The organism is Aquitalea magnusonii (assembly GCF_002217795.2).
GTDB lineage: Bacteria > Pseudomonadota > Gammaproteobacteria > Burkholderiales > Chromobacteriaceae > Aquitalea > Aquitalea magnusonii_B.
On record NZ_AP018823.1, the window covers coordinates 4,814,281 to 4,832,919 of the forward strand.

An 18,639-nucleotide genomic window follows, 5' to 3' on the forward strand; every position below is an offset into this window, starting at 1 on the left:
CAGTCGACTGCATTCTGGGCGGATGTTGGCGCTAAGCATGGCCAGCTACCCTGTATTTCCGTTTTGCTCATGCCTTGTGTGTGGCAAGCCTTGCCAGCATCCATCGGGCGGACTGGCCTCTATGCCAGTGTGCTGCCAAAGCGGACAGTAGCTCTTTACTCTCTCCCTCGTCTACCTTGCAGGACTATTTCGTCTGCCACACGTACTGATCAAAACAAATTTCACAGGTGGTCGGTGGCAAACCAGTTCGTCGACAAGGAGGGCAAGGTGAACAGCTTACACAAACCGGTTTCCCGCAAGCGGCAGATCATTGCAGCTGTGATCGGTAATACCCTGGAGTGGTACGACTTCATTGTCTACGGCTTCATGACCAGCATCATTTCCAAGCTGTTTTTCCCGGCAGACGGCAATGAATTCATCTCCCTGCTGATGGCGACGGCTACATTTGGCGTCGGTTTCTTCATGCGTCCCGTTGGCGGCGTGTTGCTGGGCATCTATGCGGATCGCAAAGGGCGCAAGGCAGCCATGCAGCTCATCATGGCCATCATGGCACTGGTTTCCTTGCTGATTGCCTGCGCGCCACCCTATGCCGCCATCGGTATTGCCGCCCCCGTGCTGATCGTGATTGCCAGATTGCTGCAGGGCTTTGCCACCGGTGGTGAATACGCCAGTGCTACCGCTTTTCTGGTGGAGACTGCACCGCCTGCTCAGCGTGGCCTGTATGGCTCCTGGCAACTGGTTGGGCAGATGCTGGCCATCCTGGGCGGTGCCGGCATGGGTGCGCTGATCACGCATAATCTGGATCAGGGCCAACTGGAAAGCTGGGGCTGGCGGTTGCCATTTTTGCTTGGCTTGTTGATTGCACCGGTCGGGCTGTGGATCCGGCGCTACATGGATGAGACCGAGGCTTTTGTTGCAGCCTCCCCGGAGGAAGCCAGCGATGGTAGCCTCGGCGGGCAGCTACAGCGCAATCATCGCCATATTCTGCTGACCATCGGGCTGACCATTCCTGGCACTGCCGCATTTTACGTATTGCTGGTGAACATGCCGGCCTATGTACATCGTCAGTTCGGCTTGCCGCTGGATCAGGCGTTTGCCATTCAGATGCTGGCTGTTGCCTGGATGACCTTGCTGATCCCGTTATCCGGGGCCTTGTCCGACCGGATCGGGCGGCGCCCGCTGCTGTTGTGGCCTTATTTTGGCCTGTTGCTGCTGGTCTATCCCGGCTTTTCCTGGCTGGCGGCAGCCCCCAGTATTGAGAGATTGCTGGTGGTGCAACTGCTGTTCTGCACCATGCTGGGCTTGAGCTATGGCCCGGCTCCGACGGCGATGTCCGAGTTGTTTCCGGTCAAGGTGCGTTCCACGGGGGTTTCCATCGGTTACAACCTGGCCGTCATGATATTTGGTGGATTTGCCCCCTTCATTGTTACTTGGCTGGCAGGTAGCACCGGCTCACCGATTGCTCCGGTCTACTACTTGCTATTGTCTACCGCCTTGGGGGTGCTGGCCTGCTATTTCCTGCCTCGCGGGCGCGCTGTCACCGGTGACGACGCGCTGCCGGCGATCCCGCTTGGCCAGCCTCCCCACTGACCGCGTGGCCCAGCGTCATCCTGTTATTCCCAGTTTGTTCAATCAACCGATCAGGCCATGTGATGTCGGCACATGGCCGCTGACGGTGATGACTTGCCGCCATATTCACTTTTCTCGGGAGCCAACATGCTAGCCAGAAGTGCCGTGCTTCACCCCATCGTCGCCCTGGGGGCGCTTGAGTTATCGCAAGCCATCCATCAGCGTGATTATTCCTGTGTGGAAGTGATGCGCGCTTATCTTGATCACATCGAGCAGTTGAACCCCAGCGTCAATGCATTGGTGTCACTGCAGCCGGCTGAAGTGCTGCTGGAGCAGGCGGCCCGTTGCGACAAGGAGCTGGCGCAGGGCCAGTCGCGTGGCTGGCTGCATGGCATGCCGCAGGCCATCAAGGATCTGTCCGCGACGCAGGGCATCCCTACCACCATGGGTTCAATGTTGTACCGTGACCAGACAACCGATCACGATGGAATCATGGTGCAACGCATGCGCCAAGCCGGGGCCATTGTCATCGGCAAGAGCAATACGCCGGAGTTTGGTGCCGGTTCGCACACCTATAACGCGGTATTCGGTGCCACCGGCAATGCCTATGCCCCACAGCTATCCGCCGGGGGCAGCAGTGGTGGGGCGGCTGTGGCGCTTGCCTTACGCATGCTGCCGGTAGCCGATGGTAGCGACATGATGGGCTCACTACGCAATCCCGCCGCTTTCAATAATGTCTTCGGTTTTCGTCCAAGCTGGGGCGCTGTACCCTTGGGGCCGGCCCCGGAGCTGTTTTTGCAGCAGTTGGCTACTGAAGGACCGATGGGGCGAAATGTTCCAGATATCCTGGCGCTGCTCAAAACGCAGGCAGGCCCGGATCTGCGCGCTCCGCTGGCCAGTGGTCTGAGCGGGATGGATCAGGCGCTGGAGCGTGACTTCCATGGCTGTCGCATCGCCTGGCTGGGCGACTGGAACGGCTACCTGCCCATGGAAGACGGCATCATGGCGCAGTGTGAGCAGGCATGGCAGGATTTCCGCAGCCTGGGGTGTCAACTGGAGAGTAGCTGCGTGGGCTTTGATCCGGCCCTGTTGTGGGAAAGCTGGGAAGTGCATCGCCATTGGCTGATGGCGGGCAGCCTGTATGCTGATTATCAGGATCCCGTGCGGCGCAGCCAGCTCAAGCCGGAGCTGCAGTGGGAAGTTGAGGGTGGATTGCAACTGAGCGCACTGGATGTTTATCGCGCGTCCCGTATCCGCAGTGACTGGTATCGTGCCGTATTGCGCATGTTTGATGACTTCGATTTCCTGCTGCTACCGAGCGCCCAGGTTTATCCTTTTGCCCTGGAACAGACCTGGCCGCGCATGATTGCCGGGCGTGCGATGAGCAGTTATCACCGCTGGATGGAAGTGGTGATTGGCCCGACCATGGCCGGGTTGCCGGTGATGAACGTACCTGCCGGTTTTGGCAGCAATGGTCTGCCGATGGGGCTGCAACTCATCGGACGACCACGGGCGGACAGCGCGGTATTGCAACTGGCGCATGCTTACGATCAACAACGGCGCTGGGTGCAAACCATTGTGCCGGATTTGTTGCCGACGGCTGCCCGCTAGACCGGCGGATGAAAAAACCGCGAGGGGCTGGGCCGCTCGCGGTTCATTTTGCCTGCCAATGGTGGGCGAATTATTTCAGGGCGTGAATGGCCGGCAGATTGCGCCAGGCACCGCGCACGTCCATGCCGTAACCAAACACGTAGCGATCCGGAACATCCAGACCAACGAAGTCAGCGGCAATCGGCTTTTCCTTGGAGATCAGCTTGTTGGCGAATACGCCGCTGTAGAACTCCTTGGCACCCATGCCCATTACCTTGTCGCGGATGGCGGCCATGGTATGGCCTTCGTCCAGGATATCGTCCAGCACCAGTACCACGCGGTCTTGTACATCTTCCTTCGGTGCCTGCTTCCATACCAACTCGCCACCGTGGGTCTTGTCGCCATAGCGCGAAACATGCACATAGTCGAAGTCCAGCGGGAAATTCAGCCGGGGCAGCAACTGGCCGGTGAATACCACGGCACCGCCCATGACGGACAGAACCAGCGGATAGGTTTCACCCAGTTTCTCGGTGATTTCCACCGCCATGCGATCGACGGCAGCGCTTACCTGTTCTGCGGTGAACAGAATGTCCGAGCTATTGATCAGTCCGCGAGCTTCGGCAATGTTGGGCATGTTGACTCCTCAGGAAAATGCAAACGCCGCTCCGTCGCTGGAGCGGCGTGATGGAAAATATCGGGTTCAGCCCTGCAGTTGTTGCAGGTAGGCTGAAAATTCTTCGGCTACTTCGTGGTGCTTCAAACCGTAGCTGACCGTAGCTTTAAGATAGCCCAGCTTGGAGCCGCAGTCGTAACGGGTGCCTTTGAAGGGCAGTGCCAGTACGGCTTCTTCCTTGAGCAGCGCGGCAATGCCGTCGGTCAGTTGGATTTCTCCACCGGCCCCCGGCGTGGTATTCAGCAATTTATCGAAGATGCGTGGCGTCAGGATGTAGCGACCCACCACGGCCAGGTTGGATGGGGCTAGGTCCGGGTGCGGCTTTTCCACGATGCTGACCACGCGCTGCTGGCCATGGCTATCTTTGTTTACTTCAACAATGCCATAAGAGCTGGTTTCTTCCCGTGCCACGGTTTCCACCCCCAGGATGGAGCTGTGGGTGGTGTCGAACAAGCTGACCATCTGCTCCATCGCACCCGGTTCACCATCAATCAGGTCATCGGCCAGAATCACGGCAAAGGGCTCATCTCCGACCACGGGGCGGGCGCACAGTACCGCATGCCCCAGGCCCAGTGCTTCAGTCTGGCGGATGTAGATGCAGCTGACCGATGGCGGAATGATGCCGCGGACGGTGTCCAGCAGTTTCTGCTTGTTCTTGTTTTCCAGTTCGGTTTCCAGCTCGTAGGCTTTGTCGAAATGGTCTTCGATTGAGCGCTTGTTACGGCCAGTGATGAAAATCAGCTCGGTGATGCCGGCGGCAATGGCTTCTTCCACTGCGTACTGAATCAGCGGCTTATCCACGACGGGCAGCATTTCTTTCGGACTGGCCTTGGTGGCCGGCAAAAAACGAGTGCCAAGTCCGGCAACCGGGAATACAGCTTTGCTGATTTTTTTCATCGTCGTAAAAAGTCTTCAATTGAAAATATTTCTGACTGGCGCGCATTCTATCCTGACTTGCGCGCCTCTCCAAACAACAACTCAATCCCGTGGCAACTGACGCAGCGTTTTTGCCACGCTGTCAATCAGTGGCGGCCAGTTACCTGGGGTTTCCTGGCGCCAGATGCGCATGCCGGCGTACCAGGGCGAGGTTTCGCCGCTGGCCATGAAAAAAGGGGCGCTTTCCGCCCGCATCAATACCCACACCGGCTTGCCCAGCGCGCCGGCAAGATGCACCACCGAGGTGTCTACGCTGACGACCAGATCCAGCTGATTCACGATGGCGGCAGTATCGGCAAAATCACCAATTGCCGGAGTGTATACCCTGCCTTGCAGTGCTGCAGGCAATGCACCCAACTGCAGGGAGACAAAATCGGCGGCTTGATTGTCCAACAAGGGCAGAAACGCGTCGAGCGGAATGGATTTGTTCTGGCGGCCATGGTCGGCAATGCCCACGCCCCAACTACCGGTTTCCCAGACAATGCCCACCCGCAGGCGGCCGGCCTGTCTGGCTGGCAAGCATTGCTCCTGCGCGGCACACAGTGTGGAATCGGCACGCAGATAGGGTTGGTCGGACAAGGTGTCCAGGGTGACATCCAGCCGTAGCGGCAAGGACATCAGCGGAATCTGCCAGTCGTGGGATGGCGGGGCATCTTCCAGCGGCACCAGGTCAATGCCTTCCAACTGCCCGAACAAGCGCAGGCAGGCCGTCTGGCAGGCCAGGGTGATGCGGGCGTCTGGGTGCTGCTGGCGCAACACGGGCAGGAAGCGTGCCATTTGCAGGGTATCGCCCAGTCCTTGTTCGGCCCACACCAGCAAGTGCTGCTCACCCAGCACTTGGCCTTGCCAGGCATGTTCGCGGTAGCGCGGCTGCATGATGGTGCGCCAGCGCTGTTCGTACAGCGGCCAGGCGGCGCGATACTCGCCCTGCAACAACAAGGCGACCGACAGGTTGAAAGCCAGGTAAGCATCGTCTGGCTGAAGTTCCAGGCCCTGCCGATACGCACTGACCGCCTCATCCAGCCGCAAGGCGCAGCTCAGGGCATTGCCCAGATTGTTCAGCCGTCCGCCACTGGGGCCGGCCAGTTGCAGGGCATTCTGGTGGCAGACCACGGCATCGTCATAGCGCAGCGCGTATTGCAGCACTACGCCCAGATTGCTCCAGGCCTCGGCATGCTGTGGCTCGGCCTGCAATACTTCCAGCAGCAGGTTCTCTGCCAGCGTCAGTTCGCCCAGCTCTTTCAACAGCACGGCCAGGTTGCATTTGATATTGCTGGACGAGGGATTGAGCGCGGCTGCCGCCAGATAATCTTCCAGTGCCTGCGGGTATTGTTTCAGTCGCATCCGGGCCGTGCCACGGTTGAACAATGCTTGCCAGTCCTGTGGATTGTGCTGCAGGCATTCGCTGAAGGCGGTAATGGCCTGTTCTTGCTGGTCTGCAGCCGCCAGGCGGTTGCCGCGGTCGAATGCCGTTTCGCGCATGATGTCCCTTTCAGTCCGCGGTTTGCTGCAACATGGCTTGCAGGCCGGCTTCATCCAGAATGGCAATGCCCAGCTCCTCGGCCTTGGCCAGCTTGCTGCCTGCTTCGGCACCAGCCACCACAAAGTGGGTCTTTTTCGATACGCTGCCCGCCACCTTGCCCCCCGCCGCCTCAATCAGCGCCTTGGCTGCATCGCGTGACAGCGTGGGCAGGGTGCCGGTGAGGACGAAGGTTTTGCCATCGAACAGCGGATGGGCGGCTGCCGTCTCGGATGGCAATTGCGCCAGAATCTGGTCGCGCAAGGCAGATAGTGCTTGCAGGCCACTGCGCTGGGTCGGGACATCCAGCCAGTCGGCCAGTGCGTTTACCACTTCTGCGGGCAGTTGCAACAGCAGCAACTGGCGGCGCTCCATGCGCGCCAGTTGCTCCAGCCCGCTGACTTGTGCGGCCAGTTGCTGGCTGCGTACCTCGGTCAGGCGCGGGATGTTCAGCCGCGCCAGCAGGACCGCGGGTTCCAGCCGCTCGGCCAGTTTGGCTGAGGGTGCATGCTCGTCTGCCGGGCTCACATACTGCAACAAGGCATCCAGTGCCGCGGCGTTGTTCTCTTCGACAAAGAAATCTGCCAGCGACTGGGCTACCACGGCACCAATGTCCGGCAGGGCGGCAAACAGCGCCGCCGGGGCGCGCCGGATCAGCGCCAGCGAGCCCAGCCAGTCGGCCAGCGTTTTGGCGGTGGATTCGCCGACATGGCGGATGCCCAGCGCAAACAGCAGCCGTGCCAGCGGCGGGGTACGGCTGGCGGCAATGCCGACCAGCAGGTTTTCTGCCCATTTGCTGGCGATCTTGCCATTCTTGACTGTTTCCGGCGTGACGCCATCGTCTTCATCGGCACGGCGTTTCATCTCTTGCAGATCATGCAGCGTCAGCCGGTACAAATCGGCCACGCTGTGTACATAGCCATACTCCACCAGCTTGTCGATGTAACGCTCACCCAGTCCGTCGATATCCATCATGCGACGGCCAGCAAAGTGCTGGATGGCCTGGCTGCGCTGGGCGCGACAGGATAAGCCGCCTGAGCAGCGGGCAATGGCTTCCCCTTCTTCCCGCACCACATGGCTGCCACAAACCGGGCAGTGTGTGGGCAAGCGATAGGCTGGGTATTGTGCTTCTTCGCCCTGGCTGAACAGATCGCCACCTGCGGCTGGCTGCATGGGACGCCGCTCCAGTACCACGGACACCACTTCCGGGATCACATCGCCGGCACGGCGCACGATGACGGTGTCGCCAACACGCACATCCTTGCGGCGTACTTCATCTTCATTGTGCAAGGTGGCATTGGTGACGGTGACGCCACCGACAAATACAGGCTGCAGGCGGGCCACCGGGGTGATGGCACCGGTGCGGCCTACTTGTTCTTCGATGGCTTCCACCAGCGTCAGCGCTTCTTCTGCGGGGAATTTGTGGGCGATGGCCCAACGCGGGGCGCGCGAGACAAAGCCCAGCTCTTGCTGCAGAGCGCGATTGTTGACTTTGTAAACCACGCCATCGATTTCGAAGGGGAGTCCTGGACGCCGTTGCAGCACGGTTTCGTAATAGCTGGCAAGTCCGCTGGCCCCTTGCACTACCGGGCGCAAGTCTGCTTCCACGACCGGGAAGCCCAATTGTTGCAGCCATTCCATCTCCGCAGCATGCGTGGCAGGCCAGCTTGCTCCTTCCACCTGTGCGATGGCGTAGGCGTAAAAAGACAGCCGGCGCTGTGCGGTAATGCGTGAATCAAGCTGGCGCAGGCTGCCGGCGGCGGCATTGCGCGGGTTGGCGAAGGTTTTGTCGCCGCGCGCCACTTGCTCGGCATTCAGGCGTTCAAAATCGCTCTTGAGCATCAGGACCTCGCCACGCACTTCCAGCACGGCAGGCGGATTGGCCAGCGTCAGGCTCAGCGGGATGGCATGGATGGTGCGGATGTTGTCCGTCACGTTCTCGCCGGTAATGCCATCACCGCGGGTCGCCGCCTGCTCCAGCACGCCATCGCGGTACAGCAGGCTGATAGCTAGGCCATCGAATTTGGGTTCTGTGGCATAGGCGATGTCGGCTTCGTCCAGTTCGCGGCGGATACGCTCGTCAAACTGGATCAATTCCGCATGGCGCAAGTCAAAGTCATCCACCTGCATGTCGGAGAAGGCATTGCCCAGCGATAGCATCGGGACACGGTGGGTGAGCTGGCTGAATTCCGGCAGGGGTTTGCCGCCTACCCGCAAGGTGGGGGAGTCCGGGGTTTTCAGTTGCGGATATTGTTCTTCCAGTTGCTGTAATTCACGGAACAGCCTGTCGTATTCGGCATCCGGTACGCTGGGGGTATCCAGCACGTAGTATTCGTGTCCGTAGCGGTTTAGCAACTGGCGTAGCTGGCTGGCGCGGGAGGCAAGGTCGTGGGTGCTCATCAGATGATCTCAAACAGAAAAAGGCCGGCATGTGCCGGCCTGTGTGCAGCGAGTGTCAGGCAAACAGCCTGAGTGCGGCAACACTGCCGGGGGCAATGCCCCGGTCATCCATGCTGCTGTAAATATGCACCAACTGGTCGCGGATGCGCGACAGTCCCACATCGGACAGCACGCGACGGTTGTCATCCACCAGTTGGGCGTCAAATTCCACCGCCAGTTGCTTGGCAAACAGGACGGCGCGGTCGAACACCTCCACGCCACCGGCCACGCGCGGCACATCGAACAATAGCGTCAGCGCCGGGAAGGACTTGTCCAGCAGGGTGTGGAAGGTAAAGGGCATCTGGTCGGCGGCCATCAGCGAATACAGGGTATTGCCAGAGTCTGCCAGATAATGGAAGGCACCATCCGGCTCCAGTTGCAGGCCGCCGGCCTCGACGAAGCTGCGCAGACGGGTGCCTTCTACGGCAACACGCGGCACCACATTGATGCCGATCAGCACGTCCACATCGGCGCAGAACCGGTCCAGCTCACGGGCTGCCACCAGTTTTTGCTGGCGCTGCGGAAAGCTGACCGCAGCATCGTGTTCTTCAGCAAAGTGCGACACCTGCTGGCAGAAACCGGCCAGTTCCTGCTCGGTGACCGAACCGCTGCGGTCCACCATCTGCATGCCGATGTTAATCTGTTTGTAGCGCGTTCCCGGTACGGCTTCTGCCGGTTTCCACAAGCCTTTTTCGGTGCGACCAATGATGTGGGTGCGCTTGCCGACATTAAAGCGCGGCATGGCGGCCAGTTCGTGCGGCTCGTGGAAAACCACCTCGGCGATGAAGTCCAGCGAGGGATCAAGCAGGGCGGCGACCAGGGCCTGGTGATCGGCGGATTCGAACGGATTGCTGTCCTCATCCTCGCGCGGTGGCAGGGGCATGGGCTCCGGGATTGGTGCCGGGCGCTCAACCGGAGGCGGCATGGTCAGCGTGGTGTCTTCCGGAATTTCCGGCTCGAATGGCTCATCGTCGTAGCCGGCGGGCACATGGGTGCTGTCTGCCAGCACAGGCTCCATCCGGTCATGGCGCGCACCATCCCGCACATTGTTTTTGGGTACGTTCAGCAATACGTCGTCATGAGGGCGTGCGAAAGCCTGACTGGTTTTCTTGCGAAAGCGCCACTCTTGAAAAACATTGAACCCGAACACCAGGGCGATCACTGCCACGCCCAATATCAGTACACCGATCTGCAATTCGCTCATTAGGCCGTCCGCGTTAAGGCGAATAATTTGCCAATAGTATAACGAAAGCGGGCTGTTGCAGGCTATCGCTGGCGCAAAGTCGCTGCATTTGAGCGCATTAGCCGCCTGTCATCGACATGATACGGATGAGTTTGCCCGGTTTCTCGCGAAATTCGTGTCGTTCCGGCTTGAGTTCGATGGCGCTGCGGATTGCCATTTCCAGTTGCTCATCACTGATGCCGGCCCGTAACAAGGGGCGCAGTTCAAAACGCTCCTCCTGGCCCAGACACATGTACAGCGTGCCGTCCACGGACAGGCGGACACGGTTGCAGCTGGCACAGAAATGCTGTGAGATCGGCGTGATCAGTCCCAGTGTGAAGCTGCCATCCACACTGCGCCAGTAGCGTGCCGGGCCACCGCCCAGTTCACTGTGCTGTGGCAACAGACCAAAGCGCTGGCGTAATTGTTCCAGTACGGGCTGTAAATCCAGAAAGCCGGTATTGCGGCCGCTCTCACCCATGGGCATGGCTTCGATCAGGCGCAGGATGAAGCCGTTTTCAATGCAGAAAGCCACCATGGTTTCAATGTCGGTCTCATTGACATCTTTCATGGCCACCATATTGATCTTGATGGGTGCCAGCCCAGCAGCGCGTGCGGCCTGCAGGCCGGCCATGACTTGCGGCAGACTGTCGCGACCGGTAATGCTGTTGACGCACTCGCGGCGCAGGGAATCCAGGCTGACATTCACCCGTTTTACCCCGGCGGCCTGCAGTGCGACGGCGTGCCGTGCCAACTGGGTGGCGTTGGTGCTGAGTGAAAGGTCCTCAAGGCCGGGCAGGGCCGAGAGTCTGGCGGCCAGTTGGGGCAGGTTGCGACGCAGCAAGGGTTCGCCGCCGGTCAGGCGGACCCGGCGGGTTCCCAGCCGGGCAAAGGCGGCAACCACCCGTTCGATTTCATCGAAGGTCAGCCAGTTTTCCGGTTCTTCGAAGTCCTTGAAGCCCTTGGGGATGCAGTAGCTGCAGCGCAGGTCGCAACGGTCCGTCACCGACAGACGGAGATAGTCGATGCTGCGGCCAAAGCGATCCTGCAGGATATTCATGGTGGGCAACCGGATTGAAGACGCGAAGGTCCTGTTATGGGGAGATGGATAGTGTTCAGAATAGCGTCAATTCACGTTTCCTGACAGATAGCAGGAATTATTTTCGTTTGTGCGAGTCAACTGCGTTTCCTCCTGTGTCATGGCAGACTTGTGGACTTTTTGTTGGTGAATACGAGAACTGTTCTCGTATGACTTGCCATATTGTTCTAACGCGAACTATACTTGTTCGAACAAAAGGTTGACGTAATGAGTCATGCAAAAAAGGAGCTGTCCCTGTCGGTCATTCGCGAGTTAGCCCGGACTTTCCAGGCCTTTGAGCAATTGTCCGCTTTTCATATCCGCCAGATGGATCTCACGCCGCCACAATTTGATGTTGTGGCGACACTGGGCAATACCCCAGGCATGAGCTGCAAAGAGCTGTCGGAGAAAACGCTGATCACCAAGGGTACGCTGACCGGGGTGATAGACCGGTTGATCGAAAAGGGAATGGTCAGTCGCTGTGCACAGGAGCTGGATCGCCGCAGCGTGATGGTGGCGTTGACACCACAGGGTGACGCTTTGTTCCAGCAGGTTTTCCCGGCGCATATTGCCTATATGAAAACCGCGTTCGACTTGCTGGATCCAGCCGATATGGAGGTGCTCTGTCAGCAACTGGCGCGTTTGCGTGCAGCCTTTAACCAGGTTTTGGAGCAGAAGAAACATGAAATTGAATGAACGTTATGCCGTCCCCGCCATCGTATTGCACTGGCTGATTGCCGGACTGATCATTGGCACTTTCATCTGGGGGCTGGTGGTCTCGGACATGCCGCTATCGCCGGCAAAGTTCAAATACATCGCTTGGCATAAATGGGCTGGCATCACCGTGCTGGCACTGGTGGTGGTACGCCTGCTGGTGCGTGTGCTCAAGCGCCCGCCGGCATTGCCGTCGCACATGAACGGCCTTGAGCGGGTGCTGGCGCACGGCGGGCACTTGGCGCTGTACCTGCTGATGTTTGCCGTGCCGTTTACCGGCTGGCTGATGAGTTCGGCCTATGGTTTCCCGGTGGTGCTGTTCAAGCTGGTGCAGTTGCCGAACCTGGTGGCCCAGGACGAACAACTGGCTGCCACGCTCAAAGTGGTGCATGAGACCCTGAACTGGTTGATGGCAGCCTGTGTGGTGGGGCATGTACTTGCCGCCATCAAGCATCATGTGATCGACAAGGACGGCATGCTGTTCCGCATGAGTCTGCGTGGCCCGCGTCAATAAACCGATATCGCAAGTGAGAACGAGCATGAAACAACTGAAACTGATTCCGGCTGCCTTGTTGCTGGCTGCTCCCCTGTTGCAGGCCGCGCCGCTGGATGCAGGCAAGAGCCAGATCAACTTCACCATGAAACAGCTGAATGTGCCGGTTACCGGCAGCTTCAAGAAATTCAGCGGTAATGTGGTGCTGGACCTGAAAAAGCCCGAGGCCGGCAAGGCAGATATCAGCATTGATACCGCCAGCATCAGCCTGCCTACGGCAGAGGCGGTGGGCGAAGCCAAGAAGGCGGACTGGTTCAATGTGGCCAAATTTCCGACCGCGCGCTTTGTCAGCAGCAGCATCAAGAACCTGGGCGGCGGCAAGTTGCAGGTGGCTGGCAAGCTGAGCATCAAGGGTACGACCCGTGATGTGAACGCCGCCTTTACCGCACGCCAGGAAGGCGCGCTGACGGTGGTGGAAGGGGTGCTGCCGGTGTCGCGCCTGGCCTACAAGATTGGTGAAGGTGACTGGGCCGATACCGGCACAGTGGCCGATGAAGTGCAAATCAAGTTCAAAGTGGCCATTCCGGCCGGCAAATAAACACTCTGGAGAGTTGAAGTCATGATGAAGAAAGTCCTGTTCGCTGCTGCGTTTTCCGCCTTTGCTGGTGCCGCTCTGGCTGCTCCGGTCAGCTATAGCGTGGATCCGACCCACACCGTAGCCCAGTATGATGTACGCCACCTTGGCTTCTCGGTGCAGTCCGGTGTGTTCACCAAGACTGCCGGTACCGTGGTGCTGGATACCGAAGCCAAGAAAGGTAGTGTGGATATCACGATCGATACCAACTCCCTGCAAACTTACCTGGCGGCTCGCGACAACCACCTGAAGAGCAAGGATTTCTTCAATGTCGCCCAGTTCCCCACCATCACCTTCAAGTCCACCGACCTGAAGTTTGCTGGCGACAAGCTGACCTCCGTCAGCGGCAACCTGACCATTCTGGGCGTGACCAAGCCGGTTACCCTGACCGTTACCAACTTCGGTGGCGGCAAGAACCCGATGAGCGGCCAGGAAACCTACGGTGCCAATGCCGAAACCACCATCAAGCGTAGCGACTTTGGCATGAAGACCTTCCTGCCGGCGATTGCGGATGATGTGACCCTGAAGGTGGCCATCGAAGCCGTCAAGGCACAGTAAGCGGCTAAGCAATAGCCAGATACCAAAAGCCCGCGTCATGCGGGCTTTTTGCATGCAAGGAGCGGTGGTTCAACTGCCGGGCATCCTGTGGCAGCGATGCGTGCAGAGCGGCATGCGGCAGGCGCTTGGCAGGGGGGCAAGAAGGCTGCAGCTTGAGCCGTGGCTTAGCAACGCATCTTGGCTGCCGGACGTGCGTACTGCCACCATGCCACCGCCATGGAGAGCAGATAGAACACCAGAAACAGCATGAAGGCAGGCACAAAGCTGGCAAACCACTCCAGTGCGCTGCCAAATGCCTTGGGAATGAAAAATCCGCCCAAGGTGGCCGATACCGAGCTGATACTCATGGCCGCCACGCCGCGGCGGCCGCCGCGGGCATAAGCATCCGCCACGCTTTCACCGCTAAGCTTGGCCTGACGCCCGGCTTCGATCAGGAAAACCTTGGGGGATAGCTGGTAGGAAGAGCCATTGCCCACGCCAGCGGCAAAGAAAATCAGCTGGAAGGCAAGCAGGAACAGGCTGAAGCTGCCGCCGTCGCTGTCGCCCGGCAGGCTGGCCAGAATACCCAGTGTGCCCAGCCCCATCAGCATATTGCAGACCAGGGTGGTGATGCCGCCGCCGATGCGGTCGCCACACCAGCCGCCAATCGGGCGTGCCAGGGCGCAAATCATCGGCCCCAGAAACAGATAGGGCGTGGTATTCACCAGCGGGAACAGGGCGTGGGCCAATAGTGGGAAAGCGGCGGAAAAACCGATGAAGGTGCCGTAGCTGCTGAGGTACAGCAAGCAGATATACCACGTGTGGCGTTCCTTCATCATCAGCCACTGGTCGCGCAGGGTAAGCCGCATCTTGGGCAGGTCGTGCGCATACAGCAGGCAGAAGGCGGCAATCAGCAGAATGGGCAGAATCCAGATATAGCCAGCGTTTTGCAACCAGACCGGATGCACCTGCGTACCACGCCCCCAGATTTGTGCATCACCGCCCAGGCTGCCAAACAGCGGGACGGCAATGGCCAGCGGCACCACGATCTGCACCACGGAGACCCCCAGATTGCCCAGTCCGGCATTCAGACCCATGGCAAATCCCTTGGCCGATTTGGGAAAGAAAAAGCTGGTGTTGGACAAGTGGGAGGATGAGGCGGCACCACCGATGCCGCAGCAGGCTGCCACCAGCAGCAACAGCGGGAAGGGGGCGCTGATGTCCTGCACCAGCCCGCCCACGCCCAGCGCCGGAATCAGCAGGAACAGGGTGGAAATGCCCAGCCAGGTACCGCCGCCCACCCAGCTCCAGATGCAGGCATAGAACAAACGCATGATGGCACCGACCAGTGGCGGAATGGATACCAGCAGGAACTGCTGCTGGCCGGTCAGGGCAAAACCCACCGCGGGCAGATTGCTGACGACAATGCTCCACATCATCCATACATTGAAATTCAGATGCAGAGCCAGGGTGGAGAGCAGCAGGTTGCGGTTGGCAATCCTGCGGCCGCGGGTCAGCCAGAAAATGATGTTTTCCGGCTCCCAGCGCTTGATGCTGACGGTCATGCCAGAGATCCCGAAGAAGAAAAATCGCAGCCTGATTTACTGCAAGTCGCGCAGTATGAGCGCCACGGTCAGAGGATAGATTGCGATGTATCAACTGGGCTACGCAGAAACTTGCGTAGATGCGTCATGCAATTTCGCGCATCTTCAGTGCTTCCACGATATCCACCGCCACGATGCGGCTGACCCCCTGTTCCTGCATGGTCACCCCCACCAGTTGCTCGGCCATTTCCATGGTGAGGCGGTTGTGCGAAATATAGAGAAACTGGGTGCGTTCCGACATTTGCTTGACCAGATCGCAAAAACGGCTGGTGTTGGCGTCGTCCAGCGGCGCATCCACCTCGTCCAGCAGGCAGAACGGTGCCGGGTTGAGCGAGAACAGCGAAAACACCAGGCTCATGGCGGTCAGGGCTTTTTCGCCGCCGGACAGCAGATGGATGGTGCTGTTTTTCTTGCCCGGCGGCTGGGCGATGATTTGTACCCCGGCGTCCAGCAAATCTTCGCCGGTGAGCACCAGCTCGGCGCGACCGCCACCAAACAGGGTGGGGAAGAATTCGCGCATCTTGGCATTCACCGCTTCGTAGGTGCCTTGCAGCATCTGGCGGGTTTCGCCGTCGATCTTCTGGATGGCTTCTTCCAGCGTGGCCATCGCCTGGTTGAGGTCCTCCGCCTGGTTGGCCAGGTATTCACCGCGTTTGCGCGCTTCTTCCAGTTCCTCCAGGGCGGCCAGATTGACTGCGCCCAGCCCTTCCAGCGCCCGAGCCAGGCGGGCGATTTCGGCGGCCAGTGCATTGGGCTTGATGGCGTCGGTAAGGTCGGCCATCAGTGCGGCTTCGTCGGCTTGGGCTTCTTTCAGCTCTTCGGCAAAGCGCTCCATCGCCAGCCTGGCTTCCTGATGCTTGAGCAGCCAGTCGGAACGGCCTTCACGCAGTGCGGGCAGGGCGGCATTGATGTCGTGCTGGCGCTGGGTGAGCTGGCGTAGCTGCTCGGTCAGGCCATTCAGGCGGTCGCGGGTGGCTGCCAGTGCGGCTTCATGTTGTTCGCGCAGCTCCAACGCCAGTTGCATGGCTTCTTCCGGCACGGTTTCGTCGACGGTATCGGCTTCTTCGGCCAGGGTTTCCAGTCGCTCCGCCAGTTGCTGGTCGCGTTCCTCCAGCTCGCGGGCGCGGCGTGCCAGCTCGGCAGTTTTCTGTTCGGCGGTGTGCAGTTCCAGGCGGATTTCATGCAACTGGCGCTCGGCATCGCGGGTTTTGTTACGCGCCAGTTGTAGGCCGGTTTCGGCATTCAGCCGATCCAGCCGCACTTCTTCCAGTTGCACCGCCAGCTCTTCCAGCGTCATGGCAGACTCTTCGCCCAACAGCTCGCTTTCCTCTATCTCAAGCTGGGCATGCTGCCGTTCCTGCTGCATGCGCTGGCGTTCGGCTTCGATGAAGCTGAGGCGTGCGGCACCCTGACGGGCGGCCTGATCCAGCTTGACGTGTTCCAGCGTCACCGCATTGAGTTCGGCTTCCAGCCGGGTGAGCGCGCCTTTTTGCGCGCGCACGGCTTCGGCCAGCATGCCATTCATGCTTTGCAGCGATTCACGGCGCTGTTGCAGGCGGTCGATGGCCGGCTGCAATTGTTGTTGGCGGCTGAGGGCGGCATCTAGCTGTTGCTTGCGTTCCATCACGCCGCTACCGCTGGCGGCGCTGTAAAAACACACGCTGCTGGCGCTGACGCGGTGGCCTTGCGGGGTGAGCAGGCATTGCCCGGCCTGCAGTTGGCTGCGCCGGCTGATGGCCTGGGCCAGGTCTTCCGCCAGGTAAACACCGTCCAGCCAGTCTGCCAGCGCAGCATCAAACGGGGCGCTGGCACTGAGTTGGTCGAGCAGGCGTGGCCAGCCCTGTGTCGGCGCGGCGGCGGGCGGGCGCGCGCCGTCCACCAGGGTCAGCGCGGCCGGAGGGAGCTGCACACCCTGTGCGGCGCGGGCGCTCAGCCGTTCGCCCAGTACGGCTTCCAGCGCGGTCTGCCACTGCGGCGCAATCTGTACTGCCTGCCATAGCTGAGGGGCTGCCGCCAAACCTTGTTGTTCCAGCCAGTCGCCCAGTTTTTCTCCCGCGGCTTCGCGTTCCAGCACGGCGGCCAGGGCGGCGACCTCGGCTTCGGCGCGCGCCAGTTCGGCGCGCTGGCTGGCCAGTTGCTCGTCCAGTTTTTCCCGTTCCGAGGCCAGGTCGGCCAGCTTGGCTTCATCGGCCACCACGCGGGCACGCACGGCCTCCAGTGCGGCGCGGGCGCGCTCGACTTCGGCCTGGGCCGCAGCTTGCTGGGCCTGATCGGGCAGATTCAGTTCGGTCAGTTCTCTGTGCAGGGCGGCTTCGCGGCTGGCCAGTTGTTCCAGTGCGCGGCGCTGGTGTTCCACCTTTTGGCGGGCCAGGTCGCGTTCGCGGGTGAGGTTGGCCTGTTGTGCCAGCAATTGCGACTGTAGCTGGTCTTTGGCGCGGAATTCTGCTTCGGCGCTAGGCAGCAGATCGGCCCCGTCTTCCAGCGACATCTGGGCTTCTTCCAGCCGCATTTGGGCTTCTTCGCGCCGGGGCAGCCAGTCGTCCAGCTCCATGGCGGCCTGCTGGCGGCTTTCCGCCAGTTGCTGGCGTTCGTTACGGGTGGTGGCCAGCTCCCGTTCGATCCGCACCTGGTTTTGCTGGCGGTGGCGTTGCTGTTCTTCCAGCCTAGCCAGCGCGGCATTGGCTTCAAACAGGCGCTGCTGCGCTTCGTGTACTGCGTCGCTGGCGGCGTAGTGGCTTTCACGCACGGTTTCCAGCTCGGTATCCAGATGGGTGAGTGCCGCTTCCATCGCGGCTTCTTCGGTTTCAATGCGCGACAATTCGGCGCGGGCATGGGCTTCGTTACGGCTGGCCTCTTCGCGCCGGGCCAGCGCCAGCAGGTTCTGCTTATGGGTGAGGGTGCCGCGCAGGTCGTGGTACTGGGCGGCCACTTCGGCCTGCTCGCTCAGGCGCTCTACCTGGCGTTCCAACTCCTGGCGCAGGTCTTCGATACGCTCCAGATTGGCACGGGTGTCGGCAATGCGGTGTTCGGTTTCGCGGCGGCGTTCCTTGTACTTGGACACCCCGGCGGCTTCTTCCAGATAAGCGCGCAGTTCTTCCGGCCGCGCTTCGATGATGCGCGAGATCATGCCTTGTTCGATCACCGCGTAGCCGCGCGCGCCCACGCCGGTGCCGAGGAACAGGTCGGTAATGTCGCGGCGGCGTACTTGCTGGTTGTTGATGTAGTAGCTGGATTCGCCTTGCCGGGTCAGCACGCGTTTGATGGCCACCTCGGCATATTGGCCCCACGGCCCGGTGAGCTGGCCGTCGCCATTGTCGAACACCAGTTCCACCGAGGCGCGGCTGACCGGTTTGCGGGTGGAGGAACCATTGAAAATCACGTCTTGCATCGACTCGCCGCGCAGCTGTTTGGCGCTGGATTCGCCCAGCACCCAGCGCACCGCGTCAATCACATTGGATTTGCCACAGCCGTTGGGGCCGATCACGGCCACCAGCTGGCCGGGGACCGGAATGCTGGTGGGGTCGACAAATGACTTGAAGCCGGACAGTTTGACGTGGGTGAGGCGCAAGGCGTTCTCGCAAGGTAAGGAAAGCAACGGCGGCATTTTATCAGGGTGGCGGCTTTTGTTTGC

Annotated in this window: 14 protein-coding genes; 6 read left to right on the top strand and 8 right to left on the bottom strand. The window is 60.3% G+C overall.

Annotated features, from left to right (window positions below; translation table 11 throughout):
- Window positions 1–267: 267 nt before the first annotated feature.
- Both DLM_RS22740 and DLM_RS22745 read left to right on the top strand, forming a co-directional pair.
- Entirely contained in the window at window positions 268–1,590 is a 1,323-nt protein-coding gene (locus DLM_RS22740; RefSeq protein ID WP_197715474.1) for an MFS transporter, read from the top strand.
- A 126-nt stretch (window positions 1,591–1,716) separates the two neighbouring features.
- Window positions 1,717–3,180, top strand: coding sequence for an amidase (locus DLM_RS22745; RefSeq protein ID WP_089084412.1), 1,464 nt, complete (start codon window positions 1,717–1,719; stop codon window positions 3,178–3,180).
- Between the two features lie 70 nt (window positions 3,181–3,250).
- Here DLM_RS22745 and DLM_RS22750 read toward each other — a convergent pair whose 3' ends face one another.
- From DLM_RS22750 to moaA, 6 genes are all read right to left on the bottom strand, one after another.
- Complete coding sequence (locus DLM_RS22750) at window positions 3,251–3,793, bottom strand: hypoxanthine-guanine phosphoribosyltransferase (protein ID WP_089084413.1); 543 nt, start codon at window positions 3,791–3,793, stop codon at window positions 3,251–3,253.
- Between the two features lie 66 nt (window positions 3,794–3,859).
- Window positions 3,860–4,729: a UTP--glucose-1-phosphate uridylyltransferase GalU gene (galU, locus tag DLM_RS22755; protein ID WP_089084414.1), complete on the bottom strand. Its 870-nt coding sequence runs from the start codon at window positions 4,727–4,729 to the stop codon at window positions 3,860–3,862.
- An 81-nt stretch (window positions 4,730–4,810) separates the two neighbouring features.
- Window positions 4,811–6,250: a tetratricopeptide repeat protein gene (locus DLM_RS22760; RefSeq protein WP_089084415.1), complete on the bottom strand. Its 1,440-nt coding sequence runs from the start codon at window positions 6,248–6,250 to the stop codon at window positions 4,811–4,813.
- 10 nt (window positions 6,251–6,260) lie between these two features.
- Entirely contained in the window at window positions 6,261–8,687 is a 2,427-nt protein-coding gene (gene ligA / locus DLM_RS22765) for an NAD-dependent DNA ligase LigA (protein ID WP_089084416.1), read from the bottom strand.
- A 55-nt stretch (window positions 8,688–8,742) separates the two neighbouring features.
- Window positions 8,743–9,930 (bottom strand): cell division protein ZipA C-terminal FtsZ-binding domain-containing protein, encoded by a 1,188-nt coding sequence (locus DLM_RS22770; protein WP_089084417.1) that lies wholly within the window; start codon window positions 9,928–9,930, stop codon window positions 8,743–8,745.
- A gap of 97 nt (window positions 9,931–10,027) precedes the next feature.
- Window positions 10,028–11,002 (bottom strand): GTP 3',8-cyclase MoaA, encoded by a 975-nt coding sequence (moaA, locus tag DLM_RS22775; protein ID WP_089084470.1) that lies wholly within the window; start codon window positions 11,000–11,002, stop codon window positions 10,028–10,030.
- A 252-nt stretch (window positions 11,003–11,254) separates the two neighbouring features.
- On the opposite strand from moaA, the gene DLM_RS22780 reads away from it, so the two are divergent.
- The 4 genes from DLM_RS22780 to DLM_RS22795 are packed head-to-tail and all read left to right on the top strand — an operon-like array spanning window position 11,255 to window position 13,425.
- Window positions 11,255–11,722 carry a MarR family winged helix-turn-helix transcriptional regulator gene (locus tag DLM_RS22780; protein WP_089084418.1) on the top strand — a complete coding sequence of 156 codons (468 nt, stop codon included), beginning with the start codon at window positions 11,255–11,257 and terminating at the stop codon, window positions 11,720–11,722.
- On the top strand, window positions 11,709–12,254 hold the full coding sequence (locus tag DLM_RS22785) for a cytochrome b (protein ID WP_089084419.1): 546 nt from the start codon (window positions 11,709–11,711) through the stop codon (window positions 12,252–12,254). The genes DLM_RS22780 and DLM_RS22785 overlap by 14 nt, the downstream gene beginning before the upstream one ends.
- A gap of 25 nt (window positions 12,255–12,279) precedes the next feature.
- Window positions 12,280–12,831, top strand: coding sequence for a YceI family protein (locus DLM_RS22790; RefSeq protein WP_089084420.1), 552 nt, complete (start codon window positions 12,280–12,282; stop codon window positions 12,829–12,831).
- Window positions 12,832–12,852: 21 nt separating this feature from the next.
- Window positions 12,853–13,425, top strand: a complete 573-nt coding sequence (locus DLM_RS22795) for a YceI family protein (protein ID WP_089084421.1) — start codon at window positions 12,853–12,855, stop codon at window positions 13,423–13,425.
- Window positions 13,426–13,589: 164 nt separating this feature from the next.
- Here DLM_RS22795 and DLM_RS22800 read toward each other — a convergent pair whose 3' ends face one another.
- Together DLM_RS22800 and smc are read right to left on the bottom strand one after the other, a co-directional pair.
- Entirely contained in the window at window positions 13,590–14,969 is a 1,380-nt protein-coding gene (locus DLM_RS22800; RefSeq protein WP_089084422.1) for a nitrite extrusion protein, read from the bottom strand.
- 124 nt (window positions 14,970–15,093) lie between these two features.
- The gene (gene smc / locus DLM_RS22805; protein ID WP_089084423.1) at window positions 15,094–18,576 is read right to left on the bottom strand and encodes a chromosome segregation protein SMC; all 3,483 of its coding nucleotides are present in this window, start codon (window positions 18,574–18,576) and stop codon (window positions 15,094–15,096) included.
- Window positions 18,577–18,639 lie beyond the last annotated feature (63 nt).